The sequence below is a fragment of the Serratia sp. CY52157 genome, assembly GCF_052168495.1.
In the GTDB taxonomy this organism is placed as follows: Bacteria; Pseudomonadota; Gammaproteobacteria; order Enterobacterales; family Enterobacteriaceae; genus Serratia; species Serratia ureilytica.
Window position 1 is genome coordinate 145456 of record NZ_JBJNMO010000005.1, and the last position, 15402, is coordinate 160857.

13 protein-coding genes and 1 riboswitch are annotated in these 15402 nt (G+C 60.9%); of the genes, 6 read left to right on the plus strand and 7 right to left on the minus strand.

What is annotated here, in order from left to right:
- Window positions 1-2: 2 nt before the first annotated feature.
- Window positions 3-1163, plus strand: a complete 1161-nt coding sequence (locus tag ACJ8IP_RS17295) for a glutathionylspermidine synthase family protein (protein WP_164106458.1) — start codon at window positions 3-5, stop codon at window positions 1161-1163.
- 47 nt (window positions 1164-1210) lie between these two features.
- On the opposite strand, the gene ygiD is transcribed toward ACJ8IP_RS17295, so the two are convergent.
- Window positions 1211-1993 (minus strand): 4,5-DOPA dioxygenase extradiol, encoded by a 783-nt coding sequence (gene ygiD, locus ACJ8IP_RS17300; protein WP_033644599.1) that lies wholly within the window; start codon window positions 1991-1993, stop codon window positions 1211-1213.
- A 325-nt stretch (window positions 1994-2318) separates the two neighbouring features.
- On the opposite strand from ygiD, the gene ACJ8IP_RS17305 reads away from it, so the two are divergent.
- Window positions 2319-3851, plus strand: a complete 1533-nt coding sequence (locus ACJ8IP_RS17305) for an alkaline phosphatase (RefSeq protein WP_442524459.1) — start codon at window positions 2319-2321, stop codon at window positions 3849-3851.
- A 52-nt stretch (window positions 3852-3903) separates the two neighbouring features.
- Here the strand turns inward: ACJ8IP_RS17305 and ribB are convergent, their stop codons facing one another.
- Window positions 3904-4557 carry a 3,4-dihydroxy-2-butanone-4-phosphate synthase gene (gene ribB, locus ACJ8IP_RS17310; protein WP_033636071.1) on the minus strand — a complete coding sequence of 218 codons (654 nt, stop codon included), beginning with the start codon at window positions 4555-4557 and terminating at the stop codon, window positions 3904-3906.
- A 109-nt stretch (window positions 4558-4666) separates the two neighbouring features.
- A riboswitch (FMN riboswitch) is annotated at window positions 4667-4827 on the minus strand.
- A gap of 147 nt (window positions 4828-4974) precedes the next feature.
- Here ribB and ubiK point away from each other — a divergent pair.
- A complete protein-coding gene (ubiK, locus tag ACJ8IP_RS17315) occupies window positions 4975-5250 on the plus strand; it encodes a ubiquinone biosynthesis accessory factor UbiK (protein WP_004937216.1) in 276 nt (91 codons plus the stop codon).
- Window positions 5251-5301: 51 nt separating this feature from the next.
- On the opposite strand, the gene hldE is transcribed toward ubiK, so the two are convergent.
- The 3 genes from hldE to ACJ8IP_RS17330 all read right to left on the minus strand — a co-directional run bounded on the left by hldE (window position 5302) and on the right by ACJ8IP_RS17330 (window position 11000).
- Complete coding sequence (gene hldE, locus ACJ8IP_RS17320) at window positions 5302-6732, minus strand: bifunctional D-glycero-beta-D-manno-heptose-7-phosphate kinase/D-glycero-beta-D-manno-heptose 1-phosphate adenylyltransferase HldE (protein WP_033644597.1); 1431 nt, start codon at window positions 6730-6732, stop codon at window positions 5302-5304.
- 77 nt (window positions 6733-6809) lie between these two features.
- Window positions 6810-9647: a bifunctional [glutamate--ammonia ligase]-adenylyl-L-tyrosine phosphorylase/[glutamate--ammonia-ligase] adenylyltransferase gene (gene glnE / locus ACJ8IP_RS17325; RefSeq protein WP_164106461.1), complete on the minus strand. Its 2838-nt coding sequence runs from the start codon at window positions 9645-9647 to the stop codon at window positions 6810-6812.
- A gap of 45 nt (window positions 9648-9692) precedes the next feature.
- Complete coding sequence (locus ACJ8IP_RS17330; protein ID WP_072626963.1) at window positions 9693-11000, minus strand: CYTH domain-containing protein; 1308 nt, start codon at window positions 10998-11000, stop codon at window positions 9693-9695.
- A gap of 277 nt (window positions 11001-11277) precedes the next feature.
- Between ACJ8IP_RS17330 and ACJ8IP_RS17335 the strand changes: the two genes are divergently transcribed.
- Together ACJ8IP_RS17335 and ACJ8IP_RS17340 are read left to right on the plus strand one after the other, a co-directional pair.
- Window positions 11278-11898, plus strand: coding sequence for a TIGR04211 family SH3 domain-containing protein (locus ACJ8IP_RS17335; RefSeq protein ID WP_033644594.1), 621 nt, complete (start codon window positions 11278-11280; stop codon window positions 11896-11898).
- Window positions 11899-12020: 122 nt separating this feature from the next.
- A complete protein-coding gene (locus ACJ8IP_RS17340; RefSeq protein ID WP_033644593.1) occupies window positions 12021-13265 on the plus strand; it encodes a multifunctional CCA addition/repair protein in 1245 nt (414 codons plus the stop codon).
- Window positions 13266-13305: 40 nt separating this feature from the next.
- Here the strand turns inward: ACJ8IP_RS17340 and bacA are convergent, their stop codons facing one another.
- Window positions 13306-14130, minus strand: coding sequence for an undecaprenyl-diphosphate phosphatase (bacA, locus tag ACJ8IP_RS17345; protein ID WP_033644592.1), 825 nt, complete (start codon window positions 14128-14130; stop codon window positions 13306-13308).
- A gap of 132 nt (window positions 14131-14262) precedes the next feature.
- Window positions 14263-14622: a bifunctional dihydroneopterin aldolase/7,8-dihydroneopterin epimerase gene (folB, locus tag ACJ8IP_RS17350; RefSeq protein WP_015379095.1), complete on the minus strand. Its 360-nt coding sequence runs from the start codon at window positions 14620-14622 to the stop codon at window positions 14263-14265.
- 107 nt (window positions 14623-14729) lie between these two features.
- Here folB and plsY point away from each other — a divergent pair, with 107 nt between their 5' ends.
- Window positions 14730-15374 (plus strand): glycerol-3-phosphate 1-O-acyltransferase PlsY, encoded by a 645-nt coding sequence (plsY, locus tag ACJ8IP_RS17355; RefSeq protein ID WP_047026476.1) that lies wholly within the window; start codon window positions 14730-14732, stop codon window positions 15372-15374.
- The last annotated feature ends 28 nt before the right edge of the window (window positions 15375-15402 follow it).

Below are 15402 nucleotides of genomic sequence, written 5' to 3' on the forward strand. Positions count from 1 at the left end.
GCATGAAACGTATTGCCATTACCGAGCGCCCGGACTGGCGCGAAAAAGCGACCGAGTTCGGCTTCCGTTTCCACACCATGTACGGCGAGCCGTACTGGTGTGAAGACGCCTATTACCAGTTCACGCTGGCGCAGATTGAAGAGATCGAAAACGCCACCGCCGAGCTGCATCAGATGTGCCTGCAGGTGGTGGAGAAAGTGGTCGCCAGCGACGAGCTGATGGCCAAGTTCTGCATCCCGAAACACACCTGGGAATTCGTGCGCAGCTCCTGGCGCACCAACCAGCCGTCGCTGTATTCGCGTCTCGATCTGGCCTACGACGGCGTCAATCCGCCGAAGCTGCTGGAGAACAACGCCGATACGCCCACCTCACTGTATGAAGCGGCCTTCTTCCAATGGCTGTGGCTGGAAGACCAGATCAACGCCGGCAAACTGGATCCGGAATCGGATCAGTACAACAGCCTGCAGGAGAAACTGATCGAGCGTTTCGCCGAGCTGAAAGCGCATCACGGCTTCGGCCTGTTGCACCTGGCCTGCTGCCAGGACAGCGAAGAAGATCGCGGCACGGTGCAATACCTGCAGGACTGCGCGCAGGAAGCCGGTCTGCCGACCGAGTTCCTGTTCATGGAAGAGATCGGCCTCGGCGAGAAAGGCCAGTTCACCGATCTGCAGGATCAGGTGATCGGCAACCTGTTCAAGCTCTATCCGTGGGAATTCATGCTACGCGAGATGTTCTCCACCAAGCTGGAAGACGCCGGCGTGCGCTGGCTGGAGCCGGCCTGGAAAAGCATCATCTCCAACAAGGCGCTGCTGCCGCTGCTGTGGGAAATGTTCCCGAATCACCCTAACCTGCTGCCGGCTTATTTCGCGCAAGACGATCATCCGCCGATGGATCATTACGTCATCAAACCGCTGTTCTCACGCGAAGGCGCCAATATCCAGATCGTCGAAAACGGTCAGGAAGTGGCGCGCGTCGATGGGCCGTACGGTGAAGAAGGCATGATCGTGCAGCAGTTCCATCCGCTGCCGAAGTTCGAAGACAGCTACACGCTGATCGGCAGCTGGCTGGTGAACGATCAACCCTGCGGCATCGGCCTGCGCGAAGATCGCGAACTGATCACGCAGGATCTGTCGCGCTTCTATCCGCACACCATCCTCGGCTGATCGCCCCGCTGAAGGCAAAAACGCCAGTCTCTGACTGGCGTTTTTCTTTAGCCCACCTGCACCGACAGCATGCTCAGCGCCCCCATTTCGATACCGTCGATCGGCACGCTGATGGCCTCTTTTCCATCCCAGCCGCCGAGCACATACAGCAATGGCAGATAGTGTTCCGGCGTCGGGTTCGACAGCGCCGCGCCCTCATGGCGCATGAAATCCACCAGCGGGTGGTTATCGCCCCGATAACGCAGGTTATCCCGGACAAAGTTATTGAAAGACTCCGCCCACGGATAGGCGCTGGTATCGCCCTGCCATTTCACCATGCGCAGGTTGTGCACCACGTTGCCGCTGGCGACGATCATCACACCCTCATCGCGCAGCGCCGCGAGTTTGCGGCCCAGCTCATAGTGGTAAGCCGCCGGCTGAGTGCCGTCGACGCTGAGCTGCACCACCGGGATATCGGCATTGGGATACATCTTGATCAATACGCCCCAGGTGCCGTGATCCAACCCCCACTCGCCGAGATCCGCCGTTACCGGCACCGGCGCCAGAATGTGCTGCAGCTGCGCAGCCAGCGCGGGGGAACCCGGCGCAGGGTAGCGGGTATCAAACAGCGCCTGCGGGAACCCGCCGAAGTCGTGAATGGTTTTGGGTTTTTCCATCGCGGTGACCGCAGTGCCGCGGGTATACCAATGCGCAGAAACCGCCACGATCGCCTTCGGACGCGGCAATGACTCACCCAACGCACGCCATGCCTGGGTGTAGCGGTTGTCCTCCAGCACGTTCATCGGGCTACCGTGGCCAAGAAACAGTGCCGGCATACGAGAGGTGTTCATAGAGGGATCCTTAGTTCAAATTGTGCTATGGCGTTACATTACGCGCTTTGCCGCAGCAACACAGCCGGATAACCGTGATGAAGATATTCAATAAATTTGAATTAAAAATCACAAAAATTCACCGGCAAACAAAAAGTTAAAAAATGCATGATTTTCAAATGATTAATAAAAATCATGAATACCATGGCATTACTGCCACACAGATCTAAATTGTGAACAATTTATGTATTTTTTGTTAACACAATCGATACACTCCTCCTGCCGTCGACAGGGTGTTGGCAGCCCGTCGGCGCTACGGGAATCACGTCTCACCAAGGAGGAATTCATGTTCAGACTCACACTGGCAACCCGCCTGGCGCTTTCCATGTCCTTGTTAGCCACCGGGGCGGCAGCCGCCAAAGCGACGGACAACGCGCCGCTGACGCAGCGCGAAGATCCTTACTTCCTTCAGGCGCAAGCTCAGCTGCAACAGCGACTGAAACAGACCCCAAACACCAACCGCGCTAAAAACGTCATTCTGGTGGTCGGTGACGGCATGGGGTTTTCCACCGTGACCGCCGCCCGTATTTTTGAAGGACAGCAGCGCGGCGTGGACGGCGAATCCAACGTGCTGGCCTGGGAAGCCTTCCCCTATCTGGCGGCAGCCAAAACCTATTCCGCCGACGCCCAAATCACCGACTCCGCGCCCAGCGCGGTGGCGATGACCACCGGCGTCAAAACCATCAACGATCTGATGGGTCTCAACCATACGGCCGCCCTCAACAACTGCGAGGATCAGCAAACCAAGGCCGTCACCACGCTGTGGGAGATGGCCGCAACGCTCGGCATGTCCACCGGCGCCGTGACGACCGCGACCATTACCCACGCCACGCCGGGCGCCACCTATGCCCATATCGCCAACCGCGACTGGGAGTCTGACGCCAAAATGCCGGCGGATACCCTGGCCGCAGGCTGCCGCGACATCGCGCGCCAGCTGGTGGAAATGAAATACGGCAACGGCCTGAACGTGGCGATGGGCGGCGGGCGCGCCAACTTCCTGCCCGACAGCGTGAGCGATCCGGAATATCCCGGCAAGAAAGGCGCCAGAAAGGACGGCCGTGACCTGACGCAGGCCTGGCTGCAACGCTACGGCGAGCGCGGACAATACGTCTGGAATCAGGCCCAGTTCGACAAAATCGAACCGGGCAATGTCGACCATTTGCTGGCCCTGTTCGAGCCGTCGCACATGAACTTCGAGCATGACCGGCGGCAAGACGCGGCGGGAGAGCCTTCGCTGGCGGAAATGACCGGCAAGGCCATCGATATTTTGGCCAGGAATCCCGAAGGCTATCTGCTGCTGGTGGAAGGCGGGCGCGTCGATCACGGCAGCCATAACGGCAACGCCTACCGCACGCTGAGCGACGCGGTCGCCCTGAACGAGGCGGTGAAAACCATTGTCGGCAAGGTCAACCTGGACGAAACGCTGGTGATCGTGACCGGCGATCACAGCCACACGCTGACCATCGCCGGCTATGCCAAGCGCGGCAATCCTATCCTCGGCATTTCCGTCGGCGTCGACGGTAAACCTCGGCTGGGCAGCGACGGCAAGCCCTACACCACCCTCGGTTTCGCCAACGGCCCCGGCGGCGCGATCCCGCTGACCGAGCGCCCGGCATTGACCATGGAGCAAACCACCGCGCCCGACTTTATTCAGCCGGCGCTGGTGCCGCTGAAAAGCGAGACGCACGGCGGGGAAGATCTCGGCATCTACGCCATCGGCCCCTGGGCACATCTGTTCCAGGGTACGGTTGAGGAGAACTACACCTTCCACGTGATGAATTACGCCAGCCGCATCGGCGAACGCCTGTCAGAACGGTAGATACAAAAAAGCCGCATTACGCGGCTTTTTTATCGTTGAAAGCGGCCGGCTATCAGCTGGCTTTTTTCTCGTGCGCCTGGCGGTAGGCCACCAGATCTTCGATGGTCAGCACCACCATGTCGTGCTGTTTGGCGAAGGCGATCACTTCCGGCGCATGCGCCATGCTGCCATCGTCGTTGGTCAGTTCACACAGCACGCCGGCAGGTTTGAAACCGGCCATGGAGACCAGATCGATGGTCGCTTCGGTGTGGCCGCGACGGCTCAGCACGCCGCCCGGCTGCGCGCGCAGCGGGAACACGTGGCCCGGACGGTTCAGGTCGCTCGGCTTGGCGCTGTCTGCCACCGCCGCACGGATGGTGGTCAGGCGATCGGAAGCGGAAACCCCGGTGGTTACGCCCTGCGCCGCTTCGATGGTCACGGTGAAGGCGGTCTGGAACTGGCTGGAGTTGTTGGTCACCATCATCGGCAGCTCAAGCTGCTGACGACGTTCTTCGGTGATGCACAGGCACACGATGCCGCTGCCGTGGCGAATGGTCAGCGCCATCTGCTCAACGGTCATGGTCTCCGCGGCGAAGATCATGTCACCTTCGTTTTCACGGTTTTCATCATCGAGCACCATCACGCCGCGCCCGTTGCGCAGTGCGTCGATCGCGCGTTCAACGCGTTCTGTCGGCGTGCCGAAGTCTGAAAGTAGCGTCTGATTCATGGTAAAAAACCTCATTAAAAATTATGGATTACCAGAACCAGGGCGATCTTGAGGAGTAGCTAGCAATAGCTAAAAAAATAACGCAAGCGGGCGCATGCCCGGCAGATACCGTTACTCTCTCCCATCCGGACTATAACCGTCGGCCCCGGAATTACACCGGATCTGCTGACCTCTAACCGGCCTTTACAGGCTGGCTGAGCGCTCGCGGGCTTTCACCGTAGAAGGTGATTTACCGCCGGTGGGGACTTTCACCCCGCCCTGAGAATAAGCAAGATGACTATAACGCTAATGGATAGACAGGGCAATTGGCAAAAGCACAATTCGGCCACGCGCGGCGAATGCGCTTAATGGTGTTTATCCGGCGGGCAACTCGCATTACACTAAGCGGCAGCTATTAAACTCTGAAAGGGATACGCCATGATTGACCCGAAAAAAATCGAACAAATCGCACGCCAGGTTCATGAGTCCATGCCTAAAGGCGTTCGTGAATTCGGGGAAGACGTTGAGAAAAAAATCCGTCAGGTGCTGCAGTCGCAGTTGACCCGCCTGGATTTGGTTAACCGCGAAGAGTTCGACGTGCAGACTCAGGTGCTGTTGCGCACCCGCGAAAAGCTGGCGCTGTTGGAACAGCGCATGGCCGAGCTGGAAAGCAAGCTGAGCGCGGCGCCGGCCGCCAAACAGGAAGACGAATAATTCCCGCCAAGGGCGCGCACCGCGCGCCCTTGTTCTTTACGTCGCCCGGCGTTAGCCGCGCCCGTCTTTGATCGCTTTGATGATGTTGGTGGTCGACAGGCCGTCTTCAAAGTTCAGCACTTTGACATCGCCGCCGTTGGCCCACACTTCCGCACTGCCGGCAATCTCTTCCGGCTTGTAATCGCCGCCTTTCACCAGCAGATCCGGCAAGATGTCGGCGATCAAGCGCTGCGGCGTGTCCTCCTCGAACGGCACCACCCAATCCACCGCTTCCAGCGCGCCCAGCACAATCATGCGGTTCTCCAGCGCGTTGACCGGGCGTTTTTCCCCTTTCAGGCGTTTGGTCGACGCATCGCTGTTCACCGCCACGATCAGGCGATCGCCCAGCTTGCGAGCATTGGCCAGATAAGAGACGTGGCCGGCATGCAGAATGTCGAAGATGCCGTTGGTCATCACCACTTTTTCGCCGCGCTGACGCGCCTGCGCGACGGCCTGTTTCAGCTGCGCTTCGGTCATCACGCCAAAACCGGTCTCGGCGCGGCCGCGCACCGCGTTCTCCAGTTCGATCGGCGACACGGTGGAGGTACCGAGCTTGCCCACCACCACGCCGGCGGCGGCATTGGCCAGGAAACAGGACTCTTCCAGCGAGTTGCCGGCGGCCAGCGAGGCGGCCAGCACGCCGATCACGGTGTCGCCGGCGCCGGTCACATCGAACACTTCCTGCGCCTGGGTCGGCAAGTGCAGCGGCTCAACGCCCGGCTGCAGCAGCGTCATGCCGTGTTCGGAACGGGTAACCAGCAGCGCCGACAGCTCGAAATCCGCCACCAGCTTCATGCCGCGTTCCACCAGTTCCGCTTCATCCTTACAGTGGCCCACCACCGCTTCGAACTCGGACAGGTTCGGCGTCAGCAGCGTCGCGCCGCGATAGCGCTCGAAATCGGATCCTTTCGGATCGATCAGCACCGGCACCTTGGCGGCGCGCGCCAGTTGGATCATGCCCTGCACCTGGCTGAGCGCGCCCTTGGCGTAATCGGACAGCACCAGCGCGCCGATCTGCGGCAGCGCCTGCTGAATGCGCTCCAGCATCGGCTGCGGATCAACGTTGGAGAAGCCTTCTTCGAAGTCGAGACGGATCAGTTGCTGGTTGCGCGACAGCACGCGCAGCTTGGTAATGGTCGGATGGGTCGGCACCGAGACGAAGTCGCAGCGCACGTTGACTTCATTCAGCTTGGCGCTCAGCGCCCGCGCCGCATCGTCGATGCCGGTCAGGCCCACCAGACGGGAAGTGGCGCCCAGCGAAGCGATGTTCATCGCCACGTTAGCCGCGCCGCCGGGACGCTCTTCGATGGTATCGACCTTGACCACCGGCACCGGGGCTTCCGGTGAAATGCGGCTGGTCGGCCCATACCAATAGCGATCCAACATGACGTCACCGACCACCAGCACACCGGCGCGGCGAAAATCAGGCAGCGTAACTTTCATCCGATAACTCCAAAAAAGAACAAAATTTTAGTGGCGCAGATATTACCACAGACCGCCGGAATACCCGCAAAAAGGTATTAATCCAGCCATTTGGCCCAGCTGGCGCGCACCTGCTCGCGCTCGGCGGCAAACAGCCCGCTGCCGACCTTGCCGGAATGTTCCTGCAGCGCCAGGTGGTGGATCTCGTCGCGCATGGTGACATAGGCCTGGGTCAGCGCGCGCGCCTCTTCATCCGGCATGATGTCGTAATTGGCCATCAGCTCGAAGATGCGCACGTTGTCCGACCAACGCGTCAGGCGCGGTTCACCCGGCGCATAGCGTAAGACCAGATATTGGGCGATAAATTCGATGTCGGTAATGCCGCCCTCATCGGCCTTGATATCAAACAGATCGCGCTGCTTGTTGCCGAGATGGTTGCGCATCTTTTCGCGCATCTCGCGCACTTCGCGCTTCAGGGTCTGCGCATCGCGCGTTTTGCACAGGATCTCGCGCCGGATCGCGTCGAACTGCTGATGCAGCGCCGGATCGCCGTGCACGATGCGCGCGCGCACCAGAGCCTGATGCTCCCAGGTCCAGGCTTCGTTTTGCTGGTAGTCGGCGAACGCCTCGACGGTGCTGACCAGCATCCCCGCGGCGCCGGAAGGCCGCAGGCGCGCGTCCACCTCATACAGAATGCCCGAGGACGTGCGGGTGCTGAACAGATGCATCACCCGCTGCGCCAGCCGCAGGTAGAACTGGCGGCCGTCGATGCAGCGATCGCCGTCGGTCATCACCTCCGGCGGGCAATCCAACAGGAACACCAGATCGAGATCGGAACTGTACCCCAGCTCCCAGCCGCCCAGTTTGCCATAGCCGATCACCGCAAAGCCGCGCCCCTCCCGCTCCTGCAAATGGGTGGGCTGGCCATAGCGCGCCACCATGTCGCTCCAGGCCTGTTGCACCACCGCGTCGATGATCGCCTCCGCCAGATAAGTCAGGTGATCGCTCACTTTCATCACCGGCAGCGCGCCGGCGATATCCGCAGCGGCGATGCGCAGCTGCTGAGCCTGTTTGAACTGACGCAGCGCCTCCAGCTTTTGCTCTTCGTCGTCTTCCGGCACCCGCAGCAGATACTGCCGCAGCTCGCTGCGGTAGGCGTCCAGCGCCACCGGCTGATACAGCGTGGCCGGATCCAGCAGCTCGTCCAGCAGCAGCGGGTAACGCGACAGCTGGTTGGCGACCATCGGCGACGCGGCGCACAGGCGGATCAGATGGCTGAGCGCCGCATGGTACTCCACCAGCAACTCGAGATAGGTAGTGCGGGTGACGATGCTCAGCAGCAGCTGCGCCAGCCGCACCAGCGCGGTCGGTGCGTCCTGGCGCGGGCATACCTCCGCCAGCAGGCGCGGCATCAGCTGATCGAGCACGTCGCGGCCGCGCGGGCCGATGGTGCGCTTGTCGACATCGTGACGAAAATCGGCGATGGTGCGCAGCATCTGTCGACGCGCCTCTTCGTCCAGGTGCGGCGTCAGCGGCGCCAGCTCGTTCTCCTCCAGCGCGTCCTGCCACAGACTGTGATAGTGCTGGTAATCGGGATCTTCGCCGACATCCGGGCTATCGTCGCCGATCAGGTCGTCGAACACCGCGCGCACCGCCTGCATGTGCACGTCCAGCGCCGCCATCAGCGCCGGCCAATCCGCCAACCCCATGCCGTAGGCCAACCGGGCCTGATCGAGCGCCTCCTGCGGCAGCGTCTGGGTTTGCTGATCGCCGATCGCCTGCAGCAGGTTCTCCAGCCGCCGCAGGAACAGGTAGGCGGCGCTCAGCGCCCGCACCTGCTCGCTTTCCAGCAGCCCCAGCTCGCCCACCGCCTGCAGCGTCGGCAGCAGCGAACGCCCCTGCAGCGCCGGTTCACGGCCGCCGCGGATCAGCTGGAATACCTGGGTGATGAATTCGATTTCGCGAATGCCGCCGGCGCCCAGCTTGATGTTGTCCTTCAGGCCGCGCCGCCGCACTTCACGGGCGATCATGCCCTTCATGTTGCGCAGAGACTGAATGACGCTGAAATCAATGTAACGACGGAACACGAACGGCCGCAGCGTTTTACGCAGCTCCTGGCTGTAGGCGTCTTCCGCCCCGCCCATCAGGCGCGCCTTCACCATCGCATAGCGTTCCCAGTCGCGCCCCTGTTCCTGGTAGTAATCCTCCAGCGCCGCAAAGCTCATCACCAACGGGCCGCTGTCGCCGAACGGCCGCAGCCGCATGTCCACGCGATAGACGAAGCCATCGATGGTCTGTTGATCCAGCGCCTTGATCAGCCGCTGGCCGAGACGGGTGAAGAACTGGGCGTTATCCAGCTCGCGCCGCCCGCCCTGGGTTTGACCATTTTCCGGGTAAGCGAAGATCAGATCGATGTCCGACGAGAAGTTCAGTTCGCCGCCGCCCAGCTTGCCCATGCCGAGGACCAGCAGCGGCTGCGGTTCGCCGTCGGCATTGCACGGCGTGCCCCACTCGCGGCAACAGGTTTGGTACAGCCAGTCGCGCGCGCTGACGATCAGCGTCTCCGCCAGCCCGCTCAGCTGCAGCAACGTTTCTTCGGTCGAACACAGCCCCTGCGCCTGCGCCCAGGCGATGCGCACCAGCGTTTCACGGCGAAACAGACGCAGCGTGCGCATCAGTTGCGCTTCGTCGCGCACCTCTTCCAGCTCGTCCTGCAACCAGGCGGCGTAGTGTTGCCACTCGCCGGGCGCCGGCGGCTGTTCGCGCAGCGTCGCCAGCCAGGCCGGCTGGGCGAGCAGCGCGTCGCTGACGAAGTCGCTCGACGCCAGCACCCACTGCTCTTGCTCGCTAAAGGCGCAGTCCGCGCCGTGAACTTCCTGAAAACGCTGCACAACCTGCTGTGCCTGAGCCTGTAACGCGGCTGAAAGTGGCGACATAGTGTATGACCCGTTCTGCGGCCCACGGCTGGCGGGCCGGCTGGATTAACGAAACGCGCCGTTTAACCAGAATGGCGCATGCGATAAGGCCTGTTTGCGGCTGGCTTCATACCAGCCCTGGCGGCGCTCGCTCAGCGCCGCCTGCAGCTCGCGCCAGGCGTCGATATAAGGCCCGGTCTGCTCGTCGGGGTAAGCACCCGACAGCAGGACCAGCGCCGAAATCTGACGCGTCAGGCGCGGCGATTGTTCCTGATATTCATCTTCGTTCAGCGTACGGCTGAAGGCTTCTTTCAGCTCCGCGCCGCTGCGCCCCAGCATGATGTCGCTGAAGCGTTTGAAAGAACCGTCCAGTTTGGCCTGCCCTTTGGCGTCGATAAACGGCCGCCAGGCGCCGCGCACCAGCCATGATGTGAGCGCCAACTTACATTGCAGATAGGCCGCGCTGTAGCACAGGCTCTCCGGTTGCGCGGCTTTGTCCGCCAACAGCGGTTCGAGCTCGGTCAGGCGGGCGCGCAGATCGGCGCTGGCCTTGCGCGGCACCAGGCCGCCGAAGATCACCAGCGCCTGGCGGATGGTGCCGACCGCTTCGAGGACCGCCCCGCGCGCCTGCGCATCGCCGCGCAGCCACAGCTCCTCATGATACTGCCAATGGTTGAGCGCCAGCTCGAAGGCGGCGATCATCCCCTGCTCCACGGTCGCCTTCGCCGCCGGCTTCAGCACCCGCAGCGGACGCACCTCGCGCGGCGGATTGCCCTGCGCCAGGTGGTAGCCGCGCGCCGCCTTGCTCAGGCTGCCCTGACGCAGCCCGCCATGGGCCGCCAGCTCGCCGGCCAATGCCAGCAGATCGGCAGTGTTGCCTTTCAGCAGCTCCAGTTCGATCTCGCTCAGGGCTTCGCTGAGGTCACCGGCACGCACCTCTCCCTGATCCAAGCCAATCTCGATCTCGCTTTGGCCGTAAGTGACCACCCACTTTTCACGCGCAAAGTCGGTACGGAACAGCGGCTGCAACGCCTGCTGCAGCGCCGCGATATCACAATCCTGCGGCCAGATGTCGGCAGGAAACTGCGCCAGCGCCAGCTGCGGCTCGGCGATAGCGACGTTGTATTCCGGACGTTGGTGCAGGCCGGCCACCACTTTACCGGCGGTTTTGATGGTCATCTCATAACGATCGTCGAAACCGCGAATGCGCAGCCCCATGTCGTGATTGCGCAGGAAGTTATCGGCCGTTTCGAAGTAAATGTTGGTCAGTTTTTGCGGCGCGGAATGCTGATGCGGCCAGGCGGCAAGCCATTGCGGCAGAGCGGCCACCGCTTGCGGCGCGGCGATGAATTTCAGTTCAATTTCAACGGTCATAATTCTTTAACACCAATAAGTTATGCATTCACGTCTGTTTCAGCGCGGCGCGTTCGGCCGCCGCATACTGCCCAATGACGCACAGTTGCCGTTATCTTACCGCGATTCCTGGCGCCTTAACCCTGCTAACTGTAGAAAAAACCTGTTACGTTATAAAACGCCGCGCAACTCACAGAATCAGCCACAGTAAGATAGTTCTCATTCCGGTTTTGGCGTTGCGTCGTCAGACTGAACGCTCTACTATCGTTCCATAAATTCACCCAGAAACGATGAACTAATGCAGAAATTACGCCTGATTTGCCTTGCCGCGCTGAGCTTCAGCATCACTTGGGGCGCACATGCCGAAGATAAACGCTATATCTCCGATGAGTTAAGCACTTACGTCCATAGCGGCCCAGGTAATCAGTACCGTATTGTCGGCACTCTGAACGCCGGTGAAGAAGTCACCCTGCTGAGCGTCAACGACAGCACCAACTACGGCCAAATCCGCGATCCGAAAGGCCGCACTACCTGGATCCCACTCGATCAGCTCAGCCAGACGCCGAGCCTGCGCACCCGCGTGCCCGAGCTGGAACAGCAGGTGAAAACCCTGACCGACAAGCTGGCCAACATCGATAACACCTGGAACCAGCGCACGGCGGAAATGCAGGAAAAAGTCGCGGGCAGCGACAGCACCATCAGCAGCCTGCAGAAGGAAAACCAGGATCTGAAAAACCAGCTGGTGGTCGCGCAGAAGAAGGTTAACGCCGTTAACCTGCAGCTCGACGACAAACAGCGCACCATTATTCTGCAGTGGTTCATGTACGGCGGCGGCGTCGCCGGCGTCGGCTTGCTGCTGGGCCTGCTGTTGCCGCACCTGATCCCGCGCCGCAAGAACAACAATCGCTGGATGAACTGATCTCAGTATCGTTCAGTTTGAGTATGGGCGCCTGCGGGCGCCCTTTTCATTGGCGCCGACATCCCGCGGCCAATTCATGTAATCTGATAGACAGAGCCTTACACGATATTCAGGAGTCAACAGTGCAGATTTATCTGGTCGGCGGCGCCGTTCGCGACAGCCTGCTCGACATTCCGGTGGTCGATCATGATTGGGTGGTGGTGGGCGCCACGCCGGCCGAGCTGCTGGCATTGGGCTACCAGCAGGTCGGCAAAGACTTTCCGGTATTCCTCAATCCCGACACCCACGAGGAGTACGCGCTGGCGCGCACCGAGCGCAAATCCGGCCAGGGATACACCGGTTTTACCTGCTATGCCGCGCCGGACGTCACGCTGGAGGAGGATCTGCTGCGGCGCGATCTGACCATCAACGCCATCGCCCGTTCCGCCGAGGGGGAGCTGATTGATCCTTACGGCGGCGTGGCCGATCTGCAGGCGCGCGTGCTGCGCCACGTTTCCGACGCCTTCGGCGAAGATCCGCTGCGCGTACTGCGCGTGGCGCGCTTCACCGCCCGCTTCGCCCACCTGGGTTTTCGCATCGCCGACGAAACGCTCGCCCTGATGCGCCGGATGGCGCATAGCGGTGAACTGGCCGCGCTGACCGCCGAACGCGTCTGGAAAGAAACGGAAAAGGCGCTGCAAAGCCAGAGCCCGCAGGTCTATTTTCAGGTGCTGCGCGACTGCGATGCGCTGGCGGTGCTGTTCCCGGAAATCGACGCGCTGTTCGGCGTGCCGGCTCCCGCCAAGTGGCACCCGGAGATCGACACCGGCGTGCACACGCTGATGGCGTTGGCGATCGCCGCCCGCCTCACGCCGGAGGTGGACGTGCGCTTCGCCACCCTGTGCCATGACCTCGGCAAGGGATTGACGCCAAAAGAGTTCTGGCCGCATCACCACGGCCACGGCCCGGCCGGCGTGCGGCTGGTTGAGGCGCTGTGCCAGCGGCTGCGGGTGCCTAACCCGGTGCGCGATCTGAGCAAGCTGGTGGCCGAGTACCATGATCTGATCCACACCGTGAACAAGCTGCGGCCGGAGACCCTATTGAAGCTATTCGACGCCATCGACGTCTGGCGCAAGCCGCACCGGCTGGAGCAGATGATCCTGACCAGCGAGGCGGACGCGCGCGGCCGTACCGGCTTTGAGGAGAATCCCTATCCACAGGGCGACTATCTGCGCCAGGCGTATCAGGTGGCGAACGCGGTATCTATTAAAGAGGTGGTGGCCAGCGGGCTGCAGGGCACCGCGATCCGCGACGAGCTCAAACGCCGCCGCCAGCAGGCGCTGGCCGAGTGGAAGCTCACCCAAACTATCATCAACGATCAGGCATAAAAAAACCCCGCGGAGCGGGGTTTTTTCTTGGCGTGAAGGCTTACAGGAACACCATGTAAACCACGGCCGCCACGATAAAGCGGTAGATAGCGAACGGCACGAACGAGATGCGTTTGATCAGAGACAGGAAGGTCTTGATCGCAACCAGCGCCACCACGAAGGCGGTGACGAAACCAACGGCGAACATCGGCAGGTCGCCCCAGGTCAGGAAGTGCAGGCTCTTGTACAGATCCAGGCCGCTGGCGCCAATCATCATCGGCACAGCCAGAATGAAGGAGAACTCGGACGCCGCATAGCGGTTCACGCCCACCAGCATGCCGCCGGCGATAGTGGAACCCGAACGGGAGAAGCCCGGCCACAGCGCCAGACACTGGAAGCAGCCGATCATGAACGCCTGACGGTAAGTGATGTCATCCAACCCTTCCGCGCTAGGCTTCTTCGGCTTCAGCCATTCCGCCGCCAGCAGCAGCAGGCCGCCGACCACCAACGCGTACATCACGTTTTTCGGCGCAAACAGCGACTTGATGAAATCATGGAAGGCCAGCCCCAGCACCACCGCCGGGATCATCGCCAGCAGGATGTGCCCCAGCTTCAGCTGGCCGCTGGTTTTGCCTTCGTGCTCCACCGGCTTGCCGCCGAAATGGATGCCGATCAGACCGAACAACCGGCGCCAGAACATCACGACGACGGCCAGGATCGACCCCAGCTGGATAATGACTTCAAAGGTTTTGGCTTTGTCGCCGGTGAAGCCCAGCCACTCGCCGACGATGATCATATGCCCGGTGGAAGAAACCGGCAAAAATTCGGTTAATCCCTCGACAACCCCAAGAACAAACGCAATAAACAGTGAATGCATGTCTGCCATGTGCTTCGCTCACCCCATAAAATAACGGCTATCACATAAAAAAGCGGCAATGCTTAAAGACAATGCCGCTAAAACAATTCTCAGGATTAAGACCAGGTTAACGGTCTTTCGTTGCAAGCAGATGACATAAAATCATGCGGGACGGGTGCCGCGCTCAATGATCACGCCGACCCGATTGGCATGTGCTACAGCGCCCGGTTTGCTGACCTTAATACGGACCCAGGGGGAATTGAAGCGCTGGAGCAAAATTTCAGATATTTCCTCCGCCACGCGCTCCACCAGCGCGAACCGGTTCGACTCCACGTGTTGGATCACGGCATCGCTGACGTCGGCATAGCTCAGACAGTCATTTACGTCGTCGCTGGCGGCGGCCGGCCGGTTATCCCAGCCCATTTCGATATCGAACACCAGCTTCTGACGAATGCCCTGTTCCCACTCATAAACGCCAATGGTGGTAATTACGGTAAGTTCTTCAATAAATACGATATCCATCACGTCATTCTCTGTTTTTGGCCTTGCCGGATACCACTTCCAGCGGAATGTGCGTATTATCCATAGATGTTGCGAGTAAAACGACCATTATTAAACGGAACCGCGTTATGAGTGCTACCGCGCTTGGCATGATTATCTTCGCGTATCTGTGCGGCTCGATTTCGAGCGCGATCCTGGTTTGCCGGATCGCCAGGCTGCCGGACCCGCGTGAGCATGGCTCAGGAAACCCCGGGGCGACCAACGTCCTGCGCATCGGCGGCCGGCTGGCGGCGGCGGCGGTGCTGGTGTTCGATATTCTGAAAGGGATGTTGCCGGTCTGGCTGGCCTACAAACTCAATGTGCCGCCGCTGTATCTGGGCCTGACGGCGATCGCCGCCTGTCTTGGGCACATCTATCCGGTGTTCTTCCACTTCCGCGGCGGTAAAGGCGTGGCGACGGCGTTTGGCGCCATCGCGCCTATCGGCTGGGATCTGACCGGCCTGATGACCGGCACCTGGCTGCTGACAGTGTTGCTCAGCGGCTACTCTTCGCTCGGCGCCATCGTCAGCGCGCTGATCGCCCCGTTCTACGTCTGGTGGTTCAAACCGCAGTTCACCTTCCCGGTGGCGATGCTCTCCTGCCTGATCCTGATGCGGCATCACGACAATATTCAGCGCCTGTGGCGCGGCCAGGAAGGCAAGATTTGGGGCAAGTTCCGCAAGAAGAAAAACGACGCGGGTGAGGATAACGGCGACCAGCCGAAAGACGAATAACGTAAGGGCCGGATAATCCGGCCCTTTG